At 35.2% G+C, this 20,833-nt stretch carries 12 protein-coding genes; 8 read left to right on the top strand and 4 right to left on the bottom strand.

Annotated features, from left to right (window positions below):
• The first annotated feature begins 23 nt into the window (after nucleotides 1-23).
• Together CXF79_RS19360 and CXF79_RS19355 are read left to right on the top strand one after the other, a co-directional pair.
• Nucleotides 24-1,178, top strand: a complete 1,155-nt coding sequence (locus CXF79_RS19360; RefSeq protein WP_101157265.1) for an efflux RND transporter periplasmic adaptor subunit — start codon at nucleotides 24-26, stop codon at nucleotides 1,176-1,178.
• Entirely contained in the window at nucleotides 1,178-4,333 is a 3,156-nt protein-coding gene (locus CXF79_RS19355; protein ID WP_101157264.1) for an efflux RND transporter permease subunit, read from the top strand. The genes CXF79_RS19360 and CXF79_RS19355 overlap by 1 nt, the downstream gene beginning before the upstream one ends.
• Before the next feature lie 629 nt (nucleotides 4,334-4,962).
• Here the strand turns inward: CXF79_RS19355 and CXF79_RS19350 are convergent.
• From CXF79_RS19350 to CXF79_RS19340, 3 genes are all read right to left on the bottom strand, one after another.
• Complete coding sequence (locus CXF79_RS19350) at nucleotides 4,963-5,298, bottom strand: HipA N-terminal domain-containing protein (protein ID WP_101157263.1); 336 nt, start codon at nucleotides 5,296-5,298, stop codon at nucleotides 4,963-4,965.
• 275 nt (nucleotides 5,299-5,573) lie between these two features.
• Nucleotides 5,574-7,007: a DEAD/DEAH box helicase gene (locus tag CXF79_RS19345; protein WP_101157262.1), complete on the bottom strand. Its 1,434-nt coding sequence runs from the start codon at nucleotides 7,005-7,007 to the stop codon at nucleotides 5,574-5,576.
• Nucleotides 7,004-7,528 carry a hypothetical protein gene (locus CXF79_RS19340; RefSeq protein WP_101157261.1) on the bottom strand — a complete coding sequence of 175 codons (525 nt, stop codon included), beginning with the start codon at nucleotides 7,526-7,528 and terminating at the stop codon, nucleotides 7,004-7,006. The genes CXF79_RS19345 and CXF79_RS19340 overlap by 4 nt, the downstream gene beginning before the upstream one ends.
• Before the next feature lie 139 nt (nucleotides 7,529-7,667).
• Between CXF79_RS19340 and CXF79_RS19335 the strand changes: the two genes are divergently transcribed.
• The 5 genes from CXF79_RS19335 (at nucleotide 7,668) to mrcB (ending at nucleotide 19,585) form a co-directional block, all read left to right on the top strand.
• Nucleotides 7,668-7,907 carry a helix-turn-helix domain-containing protein gene (locus CXF79_RS19335; RefSeq protein ID WP_101157260.1) on the top strand — a complete coding sequence of 80 codons (240 nt, stop codon included), beginning with the start codon at nucleotides 7,668-7,670 and terminating at the stop codon, nucleotides 7,905-7,907.
• 297 nt (nucleotides 7,908-8,204) lie between these two features.
• Nucleotides 8,205-12,311, top strand: coding sequence for an HTH domain-containing protein (locus tag CXF79_RS19330; RefSeq protein ID WP_101157259.1), 4,107 nt, complete (start codon nucleotides 8,205-8,207; stop codon nucleotides 12,309-12,311).
• Nucleotides 12,304-14,193 (top strand): hypothetical protein, encoded by a 1,890-nt coding sequence (locus CXF79_RS19325; protein WP_101157257.1) that lies wholly within the window; start codon nucleotides 12,304-12,306, stop codon nucleotides 14,191-14,193. The genes CXF79_RS19330 and CXF79_RS19325 overlap by 8 nt, the downstream gene beginning before the upstream one ends.
• Nucleotides 14,194-14,277: 84 nt before the next feature.
• Nucleotides 14,278-16,797 (top strand): ATP-dependent helicase HrpB, encoded by a 2,520-nt coding sequence (hrpB, locus tag CXF79_RS19320; RefSeq protein WP_332871614.1) that lies wholly within the window; start codon nucleotides 14,278-14,280, stop codon nucleotides 16,795-16,797.
• 478 nt (nucleotides 16,798-17,275) lie between these two features.
• Nucleotides 17,276-19,585: a penicillin-binding protein 1B gene (mrcB, locus tag CXF79_RS19315; protein ID WP_101157254.1), complete on the top strand. Its 2,310-nt coding sequence runs from the start codon at nucleotides 17,276-17,278 to the stop codon at nucleotides 19,583-19,585.
• A gap of 76 nt (nucleotides 19,586-19,661) precedes the next feature.
• Here the strand turns inward: mrcB and CXF79_RS19310 are convergent, their stop codons facing one another.
• Nucleotides 19,662-20,006 carry a DUF3718 domain-containing protein gene (locus tag CXF79_RS19310; protein WP_011045030.1) on the bottom strand — a complete coding sequence of 115 codons (345 nt, stop codon included), beginning with the start codon at nucleotides 20,004-20,006 and terminating at the stop codon, nucleotides 19,662-19,664.
• Between the two features lie 454 nt (nucleotides 20,007-20,460).
• Here CXF79_RS19310 and CXF79_RS19305 point away from each other — a divergent pair, with 454 nt between their 5' ends.
• The gene (locus CXF79_RS19305; RefSeq protein WP_011045029.1) at nucleotides 20,461-20,829 is read left to right on the top strand and encodes a YebG family protein; all 369 of its coding nucleotides are present in this window, start codon (nucleotides 20,461-20,463) and stop codon (nucleotides 20,827-20,829) included.
• The last annotated feature ends 4 nt before the right edge of the window (nucleotides 20,830-20,833 follow it).

Below are 20,833 nucleotides of genomic sequence, written 5' to 3'. Positions count from 1 at the left end.
ATCTAAAACGTAAGGAATGCGTAATGAAGAGTAATTGGAAGAAGATTATATTGCCTTGTATAGTGAGTTTAACTTCGATTGGCTGGTTTGTATCGATAACTGCTACCGAGCAATTACCAGTTAATAAAGTTAATAAAAACAAATTAGTTACTGTGGCAGTTGAAGACATTTTTGCTATAGATCATAAGGTTGTTATTACTAGTTATGGAGAAGTTACCCCGTTAGAAAGTACTAGGCTAGGAAGCCAGGTTTCAGGTGAAGTCACTTATAGGAATCCTAATTTTATAGTTGGGGGATTTATTAAGCAGGGAGAAGTTTTGCTCAGCATAGAAAAAGAAAACTATGCAGCAGAGGTATTGGAAAGTGAAGCCACATTGCTTCGAGTTAAAGCTACGCTAATTGAAGAACTCGCTTCGGCTAATGTTGCAGCAGAAACAGTTAAGGATTCACCTAATATAAAGCATAGTGATCTATATTTAAGACGCCCTCAAGTATTAAGTGCTCGCGCCGAAGTCAAATCAGCTCAAGCTAAATTAAATCAAGCACACCGTAATTTAGAGAAATGCGATATCGTTGCTCCTTATGACTCCTTAGTCGTGTCAAAAGGTATTGGTCTTGGTCAATACATTAGTGTTGGTACAGAAGTTGCTGTTTTAAATAATATTGAATCCGCAGAGGTTATCATTCCAATAGCGGGATTTGAAGAGGTGTTTTTACCGTCAATTTTAGGCGGTATCGAAGCGAAAATAATTCAAAATGATATTAAGTCATTTAAACGTGAAGGCTTTATTTCTCGAGACATAGGGGTTGTTGATAATGCTACTCGAATGAGTAATATCGTTGTGAACATACCTGATCCTTATGGCGTTAATTCTGACGTTAGACCTCTCAAGTTTGGAGCATACGTTAAAGTGAGCTTTTTAGGGAAAACACTCAAGCAAGTTTATCGATTACCTCAAGAGTTAGTAAATAACCAAACAGTTTGGGTGGTTAACAATAAAGATGAACTAATTCCTAAGCATGTTGAAATTATTAAAGAAGATGGTGAGTTTTTTTTGATTAATGAGGGACTTAACATACAGGATAAGCTTGTTGTGACATTACCTGAGTATCCACAAAAAAATATGCAGGTAAACGTACTTTATAAAGGTCAAGTTAAGTCTTTGGTTAACCTATAATGAATGAAATAATAAAAAGCAATGTAGAGTCTAACCATAAGGGGATTATTGCTTACTTTATTAATAATCCTATACTTTCTAATCTAATGATGGTCTTTATTATTGTTATAGGCCTTCTAAGTTACTTCAATATCCAGAAGCAGATGTTTCCAAATATTGAAATAAATAAGGTTCATATTGAAGTATCTTATCCAGGAGCCTCCCCTCAAGAGATTGAAGAAAGCATACTCATCAAAATAGAAGAATCAATCAAAGGTATAACTGAAATTAAGAGAGGAGTATCAAAATCATACAGGGGTAGTGGAAGTATTGTTTTAGAAATCGATCCTCAAAAGGAGCTTTCTGAGATATTAGATAAAATAAAATATAAAGTTGATAGTATTTCAGTTTTTCCCGCAGATATGGAACCTATAACAATTTATCAAGCTGAATTTCAACAAGACGTTATACAAATGTCATTAGTTGGAGATCAACCTTTAAATGAATTAAAACCTCTAGCCAAGAAAATTGAAGATGAGTTATTACAACTTAAAAATGTTTCTTTAGTAGATCTTAATATTCCGGAAGATGAAATTTCAATAGAAATTAAACCAAATACTTTAAGAAAATATGGATTGTCTTTTGATGATGTTAAAAAGGCTATCAATAAATATTCTGCAAATACTTCAGCAGGTCAACTACGTACTGATGTTGGAATCATTTCAGTGCGGGTACAAAACCAGTTTTATGAAGGTAAAGAGTTTCGACATATTCCAGTAAAAATAGGTGATAACGGCTCAAAAGTATTACTACAAGACATTGCAGTGATTAATGATGGTTTTGTTGAAGGCGAACGTTACTTTAAACATTCGGGGCATAATGCTGTTTACATAAGTATTAAAGCGACTGCTGATCAAGATATGACATTAGTAGCACAGTCTGTTCATGATTTCATAGCATTACGAAATAAAAATCTACCTAAGGGGATAGAGTTAAAAACTATAGTAGATATGACTTATTATCTTAATGCTCGTTTAGACATGATGTTGATGAATTTAGTTCAAGGAGCTATTTTGGTTGCCTTAATACTAAGTCTCTTTTTACGCTTTAAATTAGCAATGTGGGTTATGGTAGGTTTACCTGTTTGTTTTTTTGGAGCAATCATGGTGATGCCATTTCTTGGGGTAAGCCTAAATATAGTATCTCTGTTTGCATTTATTATGGTGTTAGGAATTGTCGTTGATGATGCAACGGTTATTGGTGAAAGCATCTATACTGAAATACAAAATAAAGAGAGTAGTGGTGTTGACAGTGTTATTATCGGTGTTAATAAAGTCGTAACTCCTGCAACTTTTGGTGTTTTAACCACTATTGCAGTTTTTGCTCCTTTTACTTTATCAAATGGGCCTGATAGTAGCTTTTTTTATGGAATTTCCGTTGTTGTTATTCTGTGTTTGATTTTTAGCTTAATAGAATCAAAGCTAATCTTACCTGCTCACATTGCCCAAACTGACTTTTCAAAGACTTCTGAAAGTGGCTGGCGAGTTAATTTTAATAATACTTTTAATGCCTTCATTAATGGACCGTATAGACAGTTTCTTAAGCTTTGTCTGGAATGGCGTTGGTTAGTCTTTTCCTGTTTTATTGCTTTATTAATTATTAGTCTATCACTCATTTCGGCTAGTTATATTCGAACGGTCCCTACCCCTAAAGTTCCACATGATTTTCCAGTGATTACTTTGGAAATGAATGATAATGTGTCTGATCAACAGACAATCGATGCATTAAAAGCAATTGAATCTGTTGTTTTGCAGTCCGATCAGAGAATAAATAATGAATTTGGTCAGTCTATGATAAAAGACCTTTTACTTATGAAACAAGGTCGCACAGAAGCGCAACTTGTGATCTCTTTAATTGATGAAGTGCAAAGACCTTTTGATACTTTTGAATTATCTCGTCGTTGGCGTGAAATTATGCCAGAAATAGCAGGAGTGAAGTCTATTTCGATTCAGGATGATGTTAATGGCCCTAAGAAAGAAGGCGAGTTTGGCTATTTATTATACGGCTCAGATATTCACACATTAAATACAGCTGGTCGTCAATTAATCTCTAATCTACAACAAGAAAAGGGATTATATGACATTGGCTCATCGATAGATCCTGCGAGTAAAGAGATACAAATACTCCTGTTACCTGTCGCTTATGATCTTGGTATAGATTTAGCTGCAATTGCACATCAGATGGGATCTAGTTTCTATGGTGGAGAGGTGCAGCGAATCATAAGAGACGGTGAAGAAGTTCGAGTTATGGTCCGTTATCCTAAGTCCATTCGAAAAGCATTTTCATCACTAAAGCATGCAATTATAACTTTATCTGATGGCAAAAAAGTTATGTTAGGTGATGTTGCGACGTTGAAAGAAGTGCCTGGTATAAGCTATATTCGCCGTGAAGGTGGCTCAAGAACTGTTTATATTTATGGTGCGATTGATGAAGGTATTGTAGAACCAAATAAAATTATTACAATAATTGAAGACAAAATACTCGTTGCTTTAAAAGAAGATTTTCCTAATGTGAAAACGGAGTTAGGGGGCTCTATTGAAGAGCGGCAAGCACAGAACAGTGAGCAAGTTTTATTTTTTATTTTAGGTATGTTAATTGTATATATGTTATTGGCTGTCCCTTTAAAAAGTTATACACAGCCTATAATTATAATGTCTATTATACCCTTTAGTTTAACAGGTGCAGTCTGGGGGCATTTTTTCTTTGGACTAGATTTAAGTATTATGTCATTTTTTGGTATAATTGCAGCTGCAGGTGTTGTAATCAATGATAGCTTAGTCATGGCCGACTTTATCAACCAAAAAATAAAACAAGGCGAAAGTATTTTAAATGCAGTAGTAGATGGAGGGTGTGCACGTTTTAGAGCCATATTTTTAACATCCATCACAACTTTTTTTGGGGTGTTACCTATAATGTTTGAAACGAGTTTACAGGCAAAGTTTGTTATTCCAATGGCTGTATCTCTTGGCTTCTCTGTATTATTTGCCGCTATTGTTACTTTGGTTTTAGTGCCCTGCTTTTATGTAATGGAAAAAGATATATCTACTTTATTGAGACGAATAGTATGCTGGTTAAAAGCTATACCATATGCTGTAAAGTCGCAGGATCTTATTTAACATTAATATCTGTGTAGTTCAAACTTTGGCAAAAACTCAGGTTTTTGATCAATTAAGGGAGATGAACCCAATGTTTATCATCATACATCACAATTTAATGCTGTTATTAACGTTCCTCTTTTTAATTGAAAGCTTCACCCTTTAGCTAATACTACAATAATATATCTATGGTGGAATAGGGGATATTTCCCCATAGATTAACCTCCAGTTCGACAACACACTGTGTAAGGATATCAGTAAAAAATAAAACAATAATTTTACTTTTTAGCTTAACAATTCTTTGATTTCCTTTTAAAGTAGTATTAATACCTATTTGATTAATCTTGTGATTTAATTACGTTGTTTGCGACATGACAAGTGCGTCTAAACAAAAAGTGGGATTTAAGTTTAGTTACTCCTATTGTCAGCTACACTTGTAAATGGTGCTCATGAAAAGAAGCTCTAAAATTCTATTATTTACTACTGTTTTGTAGCTAGCTTGTAGTATTGGCTTATCTAATCACTTCAGAAGTACGTCGAAAGCAATATTGAAAAGCATCAGTTCAGATTTGAGCAACTACAAATTAGCTTATCTGTTTTTATAAACTAAAAATAGAATTCGACCAAGTTCCGACTGAGATAAGTGATGTTCAATAATAGGCCTCTATAGACAAGGCTCCAATAAGTTCTTTACCATTTGCTAGTAATAAACCAAAAGTATCATCTGGATCTATTCCTCCTTGTTCACATTGAATTTTTTTTAACCATCCCTCACTCGCTAGATTCAAAAAAAAAGGAGGTAATTCATCAAATTCATAAGGTGTGACTGTTAATGGAAAACGGAAACCAATTGGCGAACCCTTCTTAAGGTAATCGTCTGTGTATTGAAATACAAAAGCACTGTTTTTTTCACTTTTGAACTCTTCCAAAGTTCCCGCTAAATCACTATTAACAAATATGTTAGCTTTACGGTTTTTGTTCGACATAATTATTCTCCAAAGAACCTTTGCATAGTGTTTCAATAACACCCTCTTTATTTGTAAATATTTTAACGTAAGGCAAAGGAATAATTTTCAAAGTATTTCTCCATATCAGGGGTAGTTATAAAATTTTAAATTCGATAATCGCTATCAAATTCCATAGCATTATTTCAAATTCAATTTATCCTGCAGAAAATTAGGCTCCTTTAAAATTGTGACCTTCACCAACTAATTATATTTGTAATTTTAACTGTGAGAAGGTAGTTAATAGCACAGCATCATTACCTCAACTCACTTAGCCCCAACGCTATGGTCTCTTGCTTAAATCGACCAAAGATATTGACCACTTTTTCATAAGAAGTCGTTAAATAATCATCATCTAAAGCGGTACTCATTCCATCAAAAGTCATATCACCAATATTAACTTCAAAACCATCAACTTTAAGCTCAACGTTAGGTTTTAAAGGTGCTACCTTGTTGAAAAGAACATCATCTTTTTCATTAATATCTAAACCGTCCACAACCTCAGTTTTCATTTTTTTAAACTTAACAACATCAGCCTCAAATGGCACATCTTGCTTAACACGATATGCATATTCCAACAGTTTAGGTTCAGCAGGCATATACAAAATAGCCTCTTGATTCGTCGAATCTGTCATTCTCAATATTCGACCTAAAATCTGTCTAAAGTGCATTTCAGTTTTTATATTGGTGAGGTGACAGCAAATCTGCAAACGAGGAATGTTCGTTCCTTCGCTGATCATTCCCACAGAAACTATCCATTTACTCTTAGCATGCCTGAAGTTTTGAATAATACTCGTTGGATCATTCTCTCTATAGGTCACAACTATTGAGTCTTCGTTAAAACACGACTTCATCAACGTTGATATTTTGTTTGCATGCTCTACCGATGAAGCAACAACCAACCCCGCAGCATCAGGGTTATGCAGTCTAATCTTCGATAACTTCTTATGTGCAGAAGAAACAACAAACTTTATAACAGCTTCATTCTCAATAATCTCCTGATAAGGAATTATTGATTGCGACAATAACGCTTTAAAACTATCGAACGTTTTCGTTTCCTCAATATCAACTACTGAAATATTGTTGTTATCTATAGCTACTATCTGAGGAACACGACAAACTTCATCACCAATAGCCTCAGAAAGCCCATAAACATAATCACACGATATTTTATTACTTGGGTGCATATAGTTAGAAAGAACAATAGGAGCCGCGTCTGAGCGCCAAGGAGTACCCGTTAACGCTAAGGTGTATTTCGCCTTATCTTGAATGTTAAGAATTACCTGCTCTCCCCACGCATTGGCATTATTAATGTTCGACCCTGCACAATGGTGAATTTCATCAAATATCACAAAAACTCGATAGCGCTCAAATAACTGCCAAAAATTTGAATCAAGATACAGCAAATTTTGATAAGTAAGAGATCTACCTTTAGCACCAATCAACCCATCAAAGCGCTCTTGCGTTCTTAAATGGAGGCTTTCACTAAAGTCTTTCGCAACAATTGAAGAAGGTGAAAAACAAACCACTAAGTCAGCTAAGTTACTTTTTAATAACTTATCTGCCAACTCCGAGGCCATCATCGTTTTACCTGCCCCAGGTGTTGCTAAGGCTAAAAAATGGCTATTACCATCCCTGTATTGTTTCAAGGCTAAATCAATACACTCAGCTTGCCATTGTCTTAATTTCATATTTTCTCTACAGATTTACCTTGCTCAAGTAAGCCTTCAATAGCTCTGATCTTTCCTAATATTCTCGTATTATTATCTCTAGCTTTATTGAACTGAGGTTGTATCTCTTCAACCAGTTCGGGGAATTCCGAATACAGCTCTTTGTAAGCTTCAGATTCACCAATATTCAATAACAAGTCAGCTTTATAGTGATTCAGTTTTGTGAGTAACTTATCTTGCTTATTAACAGTTGTCTTAAATGAATCTTTAACTGTATTCAAAGCCAATAAAGCTATTTCGTTACTATCAAAAAGGTCTGTTTTATGAAATCGAGTAAAGCCTTTTTTATTCGACACCAATTTCTTCAGCCAGTCTTTCTTTACTAGCTTTAAAAGCTCAGCATAAATGAAACGTCTAACGCTTGTCGGCTCTAATGAAGGGTCGTTTTTCAAGGCAAAATAAGCTGACCTGACATCGCTCGTAGTGAAGTGATCAAAGTTTTTCGCGACAATAATTTGAGCTACCAAAGTGTCTATTTTCATTTTTATTATTGCTACAAAAGTTAATTAGTTGATAAGAAAGTAAATAAATTGATATATGTGTCAATTAGTTTCATTATATGTCATGGGTTGGATCACTGCAATATGGGAAAATTTATTCTTTTATTTGCGGAAGTTTTGAATGCAGCCCGTACAAACGTTAATTGGCATGAATATCAAACTTGCTCGAACGAAACGTTCCATAACTCAAGCCGAAGTAGCTAATAAGATAGGAATAGAAGCAAGTTATCTAAGCCGAATTGAAAGAGGTACAGTGCCTGTTTCATGTGAAAGGATTTATGAAATTATTCACCTTCTTAATTGCGATATTAGTGAAATTTTTCCGGTGCCGGAAGAAGTAGAAACACAATTTAATCAATGATAAAGACAACAAGCTATTGAGTCGCCTTCAGATATTAAAATATCAAAGCCTTCTCTTTCCATCGCATTAGCTCAATAGCTAACAAGGACTTTACCAACATGTTTGATCAAGTATTCAAAAACATAGGTTTTACATGATATTACTCACACTTCTAGCATGCCTAGGCCTCCGTTTTAGTGTGATATATAAGGAAAGTTTGATCGAGTGTGGTATTAGTCCTGACGCACCAACAGAACGAGAAGCTTCGAATATATTGAGACCGTTCGACAAGGATATTCCACCCTCAGGGAGAGTTTAATGATAAAAATTAATTACAATAAAGTAGCAAAGCAGATGCTTCCTTTTATATTGGCTTACTTTAGACCATCACTTGCAAAGATCATTATTTGGCCGGTATTAGCAACCGGATTAGGGTTTCTTAACCCACCTTTCTGGATCGAAATTGTAAATTGGATTCTGATGAACCAAAATTTTCTCCCCCAAAAACAGATACCACTTTCACCACCTAATGGGGTATGGGGCTGGTCACTAATATTATTGAGCGTATTTATTTATTGTGTTGAAACTGTTGCTCAAATCATTAAAAGTAAAAATGAAAATACAGGTGAACTAAGTAATAACTTAAAGAAAATTCCCGAAGAAGCAGCAATTAAAGTTGTTGAGAAACTGAATGAAACAGGTATGTACGCCTCTCATTTACAAGATGAAAAAATAGTAAAATTAACTAATGAAATAAGCCACTTAAGATTCTTTGGCTTCTACAGTAAAGTAGATAAAGTAAATCAATTAGCTAGCAGCATTCTAGATGGAGAGTTAAGAGGTGGAACACCTCCTGTAAAAGCAAGAACTTTGGCTTTATTAGCTAGATACTTGTGTTTTAGTGATAATTTAGAGATTGCCAAATTATATTTAAATGCATCAAAAAAACTAACTCAGACAAAAGAAGCAGCTGTTGCAGAGGCGTTTATTCAGGCTAATGAACAGAATAATGTTGATTCAGTTTCTGATCTTGCAAAGGAACAATGTTCTTTGAATTATTCGGCTATTTTTATGCTAAGACGAAATAAGGAAAGTGCTAATGAGGCGATTAGTTGGTTGAATAGTACTGAGCTTGGAATAGAACATTTAGATGTTGACGGGCAGCTTTCATTAATAAGTGCATTACTTGAAACGGAGCAATGGGAGCGAGCATTACAGGATGTATGTAAGCTACAAAGCATAGTAAAAATAGACTCTCCTGCGTTGGCACAATCATGCGCATTTACTTTTCTTGCTAATGCTATAAAAGTAGTTGAGTTACGTGGGATAGTGATGAAACAAATCCCATTTTCCGCAGAATCCTTCCCACTTGCTGATGATATTCAATCAATTAAACTGAGAAAAAAAGCAGTTGAGATGTTTAAGTTGTGTGCTGATCTAGCTAAAGGTTTCGGCGCACATGAAGTGGTAGATATGTCAGAAAGATACTCTCTTTGGTTAGAACTAAGGAATCCAGAGACTTTTGAAACAGCCAAAAATAAAATTAAAAATTATGTATCTGGCTCCACTGTCAAAGCACTTGGGTACTTGCCTCTTGCATTTTCTTTTAAAGTAGATTTGGATTATCAAAAAATTGAAAGTGAGGTGAATCGACAAACAGCTTTATGTAATGACACGAACCCTGATTTAGGTATGGCTAGATTCGTCTTAACACTCAGTCAGAAAGGTTACCCCAAAGTCATTGAATATATAAATGATCATAGAAAACAATTATTAAAGCACGTTCTTCCTGCAACGATAAGCATGCTAGAAGTTGAAGTTTTAGCAAAAGCAGGGTTAACAGAAGATGCGGAAGCTATTCTTTCTAAATTAGATGGGAGTAAGGGAGTTTCAAATGAGATTAAAAATCTAAGAAATATAATCGCATCTGTGAAAGGAGATGATCCTTTAGCGTTGGCTATAAGCCATTATAATGAATCAAAGAATGTTAGTGACTTGGCTCACTTGGTCAATTCACTAGAACGCTCAGGGTTAAAAGAAAAATATCGCTCTACTTCTGTAGAATTATTCACCATAACCGGAACAGAGTACGATGCTTTAAGAGCAGCTAATGCCACTTCAATATGTGGAGATTTTTCCGAGTTACACTCATTTTTAGTTGATAACTTTGATTTAGTTGAAAGAAGCTCTCCTCTGATGCTTCACTGGGCCTGGTCTCTTTTTAGAAAAGGTGATTTTACAGAATCTAAGAATCGCCTATCTATCTTGCAAAAGCATAACGATCAGAATTTAGTACTCCAACCCCTAGAAATACATTTAGCTATTTATACTGGTGATTGGGACGCATTATCCGTCATTATTGAAAGAGAATGGGATAATCGAGGAGAACTTGACTCAGAAGAGCTAATGCAAGTAGCACAGCTCGCTAAAGCTCAAAATCCACGTAGAGCTAAAGAAATATTAGAATATGCAACGACTAAGCACCCTGAAGACCCTAAAGTATTAGCAGCTGCTTATTTTACTGCTACAACACTGGGGTGGGAAGACAATAGCAATACAGGTGACTGGTTAAATAAGGCGGCTATGTTGTCAAACGATGAAGGGCCGTTGCACAGAGCTTCATTCGATGACTTAAAAGAAATGATGTCATCTCAAAAAGAAGTAAATGATAAAGTTTATCAAGCTTATGAAGATGGAACTGCTCCAATATTTACAATCGCACAGATGTTAAACCGTACATTATCTGATTTTTATTTGATTCAACCAATAGAGACCTTGAAGTCTACTGATATTAGAAAGAAAAGCTTTATCGGTGCTTTTCATAGTACAAGACAAGAGCAAATTATAACTGGGAATGTAGTGTCTGTTGATACATCCAGTATATTGATCTTGGGTCATATTAACCTATTAGGGCTTTTGTTTGATGCTTTTGCTCAGATAATAGTACCTCACTCTCTGATGCGCTGGCTTTATGATGAAAAACAAAAAATAGCATTTCATCAACCCAGTCAAATTCAAAAAGCTAAGGAATTCGAAGCACTCGTAGCTGATGGTTACATTAAAATCATTGAGCCGGTTGGTATTAATAAAGCAGAGTTAGCACTAAATGTCGGAGATAATCTTGCTTTTTTACTGGAGAGGGCAAGGGATAACAGCGACATAGATAATCAAATTCTAGTTATTTGCTCCTTCCCTATTTACAAGATTGGAGGATTTAGGGAGCAAGTAGTTGATCTTTCTGAATATAACGAAAACTTGTCTTCGTGTATTACACTAGTTAAAAAGTTAAAAAATATCGAGGTAATTACCGAAGAAGAATATGATAAAGCGACCTCATATTTGATACAGCATGAGCAAGAGTGGCCGTCAGATCTAATTATTGACGATAGAGCCACCATATACCTTGATTCATTATCTTTAACATATTTGATGACTGTTGGCATGCTAGATAAATTTCAAGGCACAGAATTGAACGTGCTAGTACATAAAAGCGAATTTGATAAATTCAAAAAATTAAGATCCTTTGATTCAACAATTACTGAGGCGGATATAAAACTTGAACAAATTCGTAAAGAGCTTTGCGAAGGAATTCAATCAGGAAAGGTTGTTTTTTCATCAATGCAGTTATCTGCATTAGATAGGGAAAGTGATTTAGATAAAGTAGTTCAGCCAACGGAAGAGCTGTTTCAAGCATTAACTATCAGTGATATTGCATTAATCGATGATCGATTTATGAATAAACATTCAAATATTGTTATTGATGACAAAAACACTCCAATCTATACGAGTCTAGATTTCATAGAAACACTATTTTTCAAACAAGTAATCACAAATGATAAAAAATTTACATGTCGAACTAAGCTACGAGAGTCAGGATTTGGACTAGTTTCTATTACCATTGAGGAATTAAATCATCACTTAGCAAAATCAAAAGTTGTTGATGGTATTTTACGTCCCTGTAAGCAGCTAAAACTAATTAAAGAAAACTTGTCGCTATTAAAAATCAATCGTCTAATAAAGCTTCCGAGAGATGTTCAATGGCTTCATAATTTATTGAAAAGCTTATCAAGTGTGGTGAAACAGCAGTGGGATAATGAATTATCCAAACAGATTAGTTTTGCTAGATCAACTTGGCTGTATGGATTGCTAGATTTTAGAGGCTGGTCACATTGTATGGATATACGTTATGAAGAGGATGGGATGGCTTATATTGGTGAAATGATTAGAGCCAGTACATTAATCATTTCACCTGTAGATTTAACTAGTGATAAAAAAGCTGAATATAATGAATGGTTAGAAAGTAATATTCTCTTACCTTTAAAAAATTCTGACGTAGCAAGTTATGAAGCTTTAGTTGAGTCAATGAAAGTACATGTGGAAGCTATTGCTAATAAAGATGCTTTAGAAGGAGGTTCGAATGAATAAATTTAATATAGAGCATTCGTACTTCATATCAGGAGCTCTAAATGTTATTCCACCGCACCTAAGAGGAGTTGTTCTTTCTGATTCAAATTTCTGCAAAAAGAATGGAGTAACTACAGATGCTGAAGTTACATTAGGGAATACGGCATCATTTTCTCGTTCAATACTGTTTAAAGTAATTAGAGAGGTCTTTTCTACCTCTTTTAGTTCAAGCATATTAGATTCAAATAATATTGAGTGGTCTATATCAATACTACCTAATGATAAATCAGTTATCTGCATCGAAAGACAAGGAACTAAGTTTAAAAGTAATGTTTTTTGGGCTCTTATGAATGATATTGAATTACTCACTTCAATATTTATAAATGAAGCTAAGCGTAGAAATTTAGGGAAAATTGATATTGAGCAATGGGCACAAGTTTTGTCTAATACGAAACTGAATGATGATGAGGTTACGGAAATAACTTCTGACTTAGAGTTAACGCCTTCATATATTGAGGAGCAACTAAGTTTAGAGTTGAGGAATGGAAGTAATAAGATAAAGACTCTTGTTCCTGATGATTTTCGTTATTACGAAAGGCTTGTAGGTGTGTATTCTGATAGTTGTAATATATATGAGTATTCTACTAATGAACTTAGCCAACACTTTGACAGTCGCGTTAATAACGGGGTCAGCTATTTAGATGTTCTTTTGTGCTCTCAAGAATCAGTATCTGTGTCTTTAGCTGAAAAAATATTGAACAAGGAAGAGTTTATATCTTTAGCAAATGCAGCTATTAAGATAAAAGATCCAATTTCAATGATCGGTTGTTTCGAGGTTGGTGTATTAAAATACTTAGAATCAAGTGAGTCGAAGCTTCAAGAGCTTTTTGATTGCCTATGCGAAGCTGAAATGTTGAAATCCCTAACGCTACTCTGTTCAATGACAGTCTTTGTAGATGGGGAACTAGCGAGGTTAAAAACATTCAAAAACAAACCCCCATTTTATAGAAGATTAGCATCTATTTCACAGGCATCCCTAATTACTAAAGTAGCATTAGAACAAGGAAATGAATTCTTAGATATTGAAAAGTGGGCAATGGAGGAAAGGGGGGTGCTCTTCTATTGCCAGACATTTATTGACTTAAGAGATGAGCCTAGGTGGTTACCAGGCTACCTAAGCCCTGAACAACTTCGAGATGAGTTATTAGGAAGAGTTCATAATGTATGTCATAAAGCTCAGGATTCAGCTTTTTGTACGCGGCTTTTACAGGACCTTACTAATAGTTCTCTAATAAAGTTAAATGCATTTTTACCAGGACCATTAGAAGGAAACACTGAGCCTGCAAAACTACCAGATTACATGTCAAAAAGTCTAGAAGAAGGAATGAATAACCAAGCTTCATTAGTGGCGTTTAGGTCTTTAATAAACTCTGCACAATTTTGGAAAGTAGATGAAAAGTATGTTGAACTTGCTGTAACATTGCTCGAAAATGCACAACATGAGCTAAGAGAGACTGGCGACAAAGAATCTATTTTTCAAACACTAAACGGATTAGCGAAAGTTGCGGCTTTAGTTAGAAGTAAAAAACTTGCAGCTTCAGTAGTTATCTTAAGTCGGATATATAGAGTTTACCTCAACGTTAATAAAGAACCTGAACATATTATGGGGTTAGGGCTTGTAGCAGCGGCAGCGTTTGACGATAAAGATGAATGGGCTGAATATATCGGGCAATGGATGACTGAATTAGCTTACTTGCCACTTGAGGCTAAAGCAATATCGCCACTAAGAAATATGCTTGAGCAGCTTTGTATACTTGAGCCATATCTTTACTATACATGTGGACGCCCCCTAGAGATTTTAAATTGTTTAGAAAAGGATTTAATAAGCCATACAAGCGATTAACTATACTTGTTAAACGATTTAAATAGAAAGAGTTCAACTTATTAATTTTCAGTTACTTAAATAATTTTAATGTTGGTCTTATAAATAAAAAGTAGAGTCCATAAAATTAATCTTCCAATTAATAAAATATTAGCTGATCTTTTGCAAGAGTTAAAAGATAACCAGAGTGTAGTGTTACAAGCAGAACCAGGGGCAGGTAAATCTACTGCCGTACCGCTTGAGTTATTAAAAGCTGATTTTCTGAATGGTCAACGAATTATTATGCTTGAACCTAGGCGAATGGCTGCTAGGTCTATTGCTAATTACTTAGCTAAGTGCCTCGGTGAAAAGGTTGGTCAAACTGTTGGTTATCAAGTCAAAAATGACAAAAAAATATCAGCTTCCACAAGACTTGAAATCCTAACAGAAGGAGTATTGACAAGGCGACTTCAATCAAACCCTGAATTAGAAGGTGTTGGTCTTATAATATTTGACGAGTTTCATGAGAGGTCTATCAATACTGATTTGTCACTTATGTTATCTCTTGAAATTCAACAGGTGATTCGTGAAGATCTTCGCCTTCTAGTTATGTCCGCGACATTAGATACTAATTTAGTATCAAAATATCTTGATGACGCACCTGTGATGTTGTGTAAAGGAAGGGCTTATCCAGTTAGCGTCTTTCATCAAAAAACAGATAAAAAACAGTTGGCATCAAATGTCTGTAAAGCAATATTTAATGTGATTGAAAACAAAGGGGATATTCTTGTATTCCTACCTGGAGTTGCAGACATAAAAAGGTGTATTTCACATGCTGCAACAGTATTTTCAGAAAACAATAAACTTAAACTGGTGTCATTACATGGTTCATTGCCATTGGAAGAGCAGGAAAAGGCTATTGCATTAGCACCACCAGGCGTTAAGAAAATAATTTTTACAACCAATATCGCAGAAACTAGTTTGACTATCGAAGGTATTACGTGTGTCATTGACTCAGGTCTGGAAAAGAAACTTATTTTCAACCCATCAAGTGGCATGTCAAAGCTAACTACAACTAATATATCAAAAGCCTCAGCCGAGCAACGCAAAGGGCGAGCAGGTAGGTTATCTGATGGGAAATGTTTAAGGTTATGGAGTGAATCCGAACATATATCGCTAAAAGAATATCAAGAAGAAGAAATTTTGAATGCAGATTTAGCTGATGCAGTGATAGAGCTAGCAAGCGCTGGGCATTCAAATTATGAGGAAATAAATTGGTTAACACCTCCCCCAAAAGCTCATTATGACTCTACTCAAGATTTGCTCGTAAAATTAGGTATGCTTGAGAAATCAGGAAAAATCACAACGCTTGGAAAGCAAGCAAGTGCTCTGCCTATCCACCCAAGGTTAGCTAAGATGATGTTGGCAGCGAATGGTAACCAAGAACGTGAAATTGCTTGTAATATTGCTGCTCTCTTGTCAGAACGAGATATATTGCAAGGTAGTGATAGTGCTGATTTATTGATGAGATTACACGTTCTTATTGAGAACGCTACTGGTAATGTTAATAAAGCATATGTAAATAGAAATACGTTAAAAACGATAGTTAAAGATGTCCAGACACTACAGTCATCTATAAGACATAAAAAAAGCAAAGTAGATACTTCAGGTATTTCAGATATAGCAGCATATTTGTTGCTTCTAGCATTTCCGGAAAGGTTGGCTAAAAGGCGTTCAGCTAATAGCAATAAATATCAACTAGCAAATGGTAAGGGGGTCTTTCTTGCAGAAGATGATCCTCTTATTAATAATGAGTATTTAGTTGTTAATGATTGCGATGCTCAAAAAAAAGAAGGTCGAGTTTTTAGTGCTATTACCTTTAATAAACATATTTTATCTGAAAAGTTTTTTCAGGAAATTTCAGAACAAATAGAATATGAGTTAGCACCAAACAATAGCCGTGTATACGCAAGGATATTGAAAAAATATGGCAGTTTAATCATCGAAGAAACAAGAAGTAATGATGTTCCGACTGAATTCATATTAGACAGTATTAAATCTCTGGTAAAGACAGATGCTAGAAACATATTAAGCTGGACTCAAGAGTGTGATGACTGGTTGGAAAGGGTCGTATGGCTTGGTGGTAAAGTGGAGGGATTTCCTGTGTTATCAGAGGCTTTAATCATGAGTACTTCTGAAAACTGGTTATTGCCGTATGTTTCAAATATTAAAAAAATATCTGAATTAAAAAGGGTGAAAATATTACCGCTATTATCATCATTATTAACATATGAAGAATCAAAAGTACTTGAGAAAGAAGCTCCAGTAATTTATATAACACCAAGTAAAAAAAAGGTTTCAATCATTTACGACAAAAATTCAGAGCCAACAGTGGCTGTCGTATTACAAGAATTATTTGGTGAGTTTAAATCTCCGATGTTAGCAGGTAATAGTATTGCACTACGCTTTGAGTTGTTATCACCAGCCAGAAGACCGATACAAATAACTAGTGATTTAGCTAATTTTTGGGGGGGATCATATGTTGAAGTTGCAAAAGACATGCGAGCTAAATATCCCCGTCATAGATGGCCCATCGACCCATTTTCTGAAAAAGCAGGTAGCTCTAGAAAAAGTCGAAATACTTAAGCAACAATAATATCACCTTTTATGTGAAATAGAGAAGATGTAAAATTGATTGATATTATTGAGTGTCAACAATGTACAGGTAATTAAGACTAAGCATAGAAGGCCAGACAAACCATTTGAAGAAAAACCAGGTAAATCAATTAAAGTAAAAGTTAAATAAACTTTATGCCATAAATGTGTCAATCTGATAATTTAAATGTCAATTATTGTCAATTAAATTTAAAATTAATATGTGTCAATCATCATTCAGGGTTTTAACGTTAAATATTATATAAATAAAGGTTTCTGAATGAGTCAATGAAAAAACACTTGCACATTAACCAAAATTATTGGCCAGATGATCCTGTTAACGCTAAGGCAACTAATAAAATGAAGCGTCATATAAAAGAATAACTAGCTTTGGAGTTGGAGAGTATTTAACTTTTCAGTTGCAAAAATAATCTTTACAAAACAACAGCCTCAAGCATATCGAAAAATAATGTCAATAAATAAAGCAACAAAACGCAGCAGCCCTGTGGTCAAAGAAAAATCAGTAATGCGCCGAATAGGTATAACTTTAGGCAAGTTGATGATTGCCACTGTGTTTACGGTAGGAATTTTTTCTATTTATCTTGATGCTAAGGTAAGGAAAAAGTTTGAAGGTCAGCGTTGGCAAGTGCCTGTACAAGTTTATGGTCAAATAAAAAAATTGCAGCTAGGTGAGCAGGAAAACCTAGAAGAAATAGCACAGTCACTAAAAATTAATGGTTATCAGAAAGTTAAATTTGCCACCCGAGCAGGCCAATTTTCTCAGTCGGCAGAACGTTTGAATATTTTTCAACGTGCTTTTGACTTTGCTAATGGTGCCAATTACGCACAACAACTCAGCATAGAAGTCGTTAGCGAAATTGTTGTCTCTCTGAGTGTTGATGAGCAAGCTGTTTCTACTTTAATGCTTGAACCACAATTACTTGCGCGTTTAGTTCCTGATAATAAGGAAGATCGTGTACTGGTGTCGTTAGAAGAACTACCTAGTCAATTGATTGATACATTATTGTTAATTGAAGATCGTGATTTTTATCATCATCATGGCGTTTCTCCCGTTGGTATCTTTAGAGCACTACTTAATAATATTCGCGCTGGACGTACGGTGCAAGGCGGTAGTACCTTAACTCAACAACTCGCAAAGAATATGTTTCTAAGTCGCGAACGCACGCTGTCTCGAAAGATTAAAGAAGCACTAATGGCGGTGATCCTAGAGCTTAGATACAGTAAAGATCAACTGCTAGAAGCTTACATTAATGAAGTCTATTTAGGGCAGAATTATGCTAATGGCGTTTATGGTTTTGGCTTAGCCGCACAGTTTTATTTTGGTAAAAAAATTAATGAATTAAGTCATGCCCAAATGGCTTTACTGATAGCTCAAGTTAAAGGACCAAGTTACTACGACCCATGGCGTCATCCAGAACGTGCGACAGAGCGCCGAGACCTTATTCTTAGGCTTATGTTTGAACAACACTTATTATCACTTGTTGATTTTGAACAGGCAGCAGAATCAACACTATCTATTAGGTCTAATCGACGATTAGCCAAAAAAAATTACCCGGCTTATTTACAACTAGTTAATGCAGAATTAAATCAACACCTGTCGAGTTTTACTCAAAAGTCAGGTATTAAAGTATTTACCGGATTTTCACACAGAAGCCAGCAATTATTAGAGCAAAGTGTTGCCAAGCAATTACCTTTACTAGAACGGAAATACCACCAAAAGAATCTAGAAGCGGCGATGGTGGTTACTGATATTGCTAGTGGTGAAATTAGAGCGCTCGTTGGTGGTCGGGAAAGTGGATATGCCGGCTTTAATCGAGCACTTAATGCTAAGCGTCATATTGGTTCATTAATTAAACCAGCCATTTATGTTGCGGCACTTGAGCGTTATCAGCAATATAATTTTGCTACTATTTTAGATGATAAGGCGATTACCTTAAGAAATGGTACCGGTAAAAAGTGGCAACCAAAAAACTATGATGGGAAATATCGAGGGCAGGTTTCGTTAATTGAAGGGTTAGTCTTTTCACTCAATGTACCCACTATTAATTTGGGTATGAGTTTAGGTTTGGATAGCGTAGCCGATGCTATTAAAGCGTTGGGCTATCAGCAGAAACTTAAAATGCGTCCTTCTGTTTTATTGGGTGCAGTGAATATGTCGCCATTGGAAATCAACCAATTATATTTAGCGATTGCTAATAATGGTTATTACCAAAAGACCCATACCATCACCAAAATACTCTCATCAAATAACGAGACGCTCTGGCAAAAGCAGCAATCAAGCGAGCAACGTTTATCAAGTAATGCGGCCTATTTACTTGATTACGCTTTAGAAAGAGTCACCCAAGTGGGCACAGCTAGATCACTTACTTGGCGTTTAAATAACAAGAAAGTCGCGGGTAAAACAGGTACAAGTAACGCCTTACGAGATAGTTGGTTCATCGGTTATGACAGCAAGCATTTAATAACAACCTGGTTGGGTAAAGATAATAATAAACCAACGGGTTTGACGGGGAGTAGTGGGGCGTTACCTTTGTTCGCTGACTTCATAAATAAACAGGGCGTAGTAAATAAAGTTGAAGCTAAACCAGAAAGTATTGTGGTCACTCTTTTTGAGCAGCAAACGGGTAATGCAGTCACAGATAAATGCGCCAATACGGTGATCTATCCTGCGGTGCGAGACGGCATTGTAACTTCAAAGGACTGTTTACAAGAAAAAGAGGATAATAGGTCTTGGTTTGAAAGGGTTTTTGGCGAGTAGTGAGTTTTTAAGTTTACTGACCGTAAATATGAGCGCTCAATATTATCATGTTGAGCGCTCTTATTTAGTCATCATATTAAAAAGTTACTTGTACTTTTGTTAATGCTGCAACATCTGTAATGCGTACATTACCTAAACTTTTTTGTAATCTAGCTGCCGTTTTATCAGCACCATAGCTTTCTGCAAAGGTGATAACATCCTCACCGTTACACATTAATTTCAAAGCAACTGTTTTAGTTTTTAAGCGATAATATTTAGTTGTGCCTTTGAACTTTATAACACTATTGCTCTTAGCGGCTTTACAAACATCTATCAAGGCTTTTTCCATATAGGGAGTCATTGCTGCTTGGCTGGGTAAACTAATAGCTAATAAAGGTAAAGTAGCGGCAAGAGCAAGTAAGGTTTTTTTGAAAGTAGTCATGGTAGTTCTCCATAGGTTTATTTTATATCGTTAGTTTTTATTTGGCCCTGTTATGCAAGGCACACCATAATAGTGGACTCTTTTTAGTTAAAAGTTGTAACCATTTACCCAGAGGATGTAAGTAAAAATCAAGCGTTAAAACGTGTATATTCGCTAAGTGATTGATTGCCTTTTTATTCAGCAGAAAATGTTGTTTAATACTGACATTAATATTTACATTTGGTGATACATTGACATCTGAAAGTTGCAGTAGAGGCTATTAAACTTGCGATGATTAACACGTTTTTAAAGCTTCAATGATCTGGCTTATTGAAAGTAGTTATATTTAACTGTTTTTATATACAGTTTTAGTGCTAATTATGCTATTGTGATGAATATTATTTATGTAAACGTTAATTTTTTAACAGCGTTATGAGCCTTTAATTAGCTCAAAATGTAAGAATGGGGAAATCTAATGGCAGTTGAAAGTCGGTTTGTAGTAATTAGAAACGGGGTAGAGGCGAAAACATTTATGGATAAGAAATCAGCTGATGAATATGACAAAATGTTGGATATGGCTGATAACTTGAGCCAAATGTTCTCTCAATCTTCGGTAGAATTAAGCGATAATGCCAATGAAGAGTTGAGTATTTTCTTAGCACAACATCGAGAAGAAGTACTTGTCGCCTTATTAGCAAAAAAACCGACAAAAGCAATCATTAAAAAGTCAGTTGAAAAAGTAACTGATTTACCTATTGCTGAAATTGAAATAAAAAAGCCGGCGGCTAAAGCGAAAAAGAGTAAAGCAAAAGTAACGACCACCAAACTGAGCGAAGCTAGTTAAGTGA

This window comes from Colwellia sp. Bg11-28, assembly GCF_002836245.1.
Lineage (GTDB): Bacteria > Pseudomonadota > Gammaproteobacteria > Enterobacterales > Alteromonadaceae > Colwellia > Colwellia psychrerythraea_A.
Note: the sequence above shows the minus strand (reverse complement) of the source record. Positions and strands in the feature narration are given on the sequence as shown.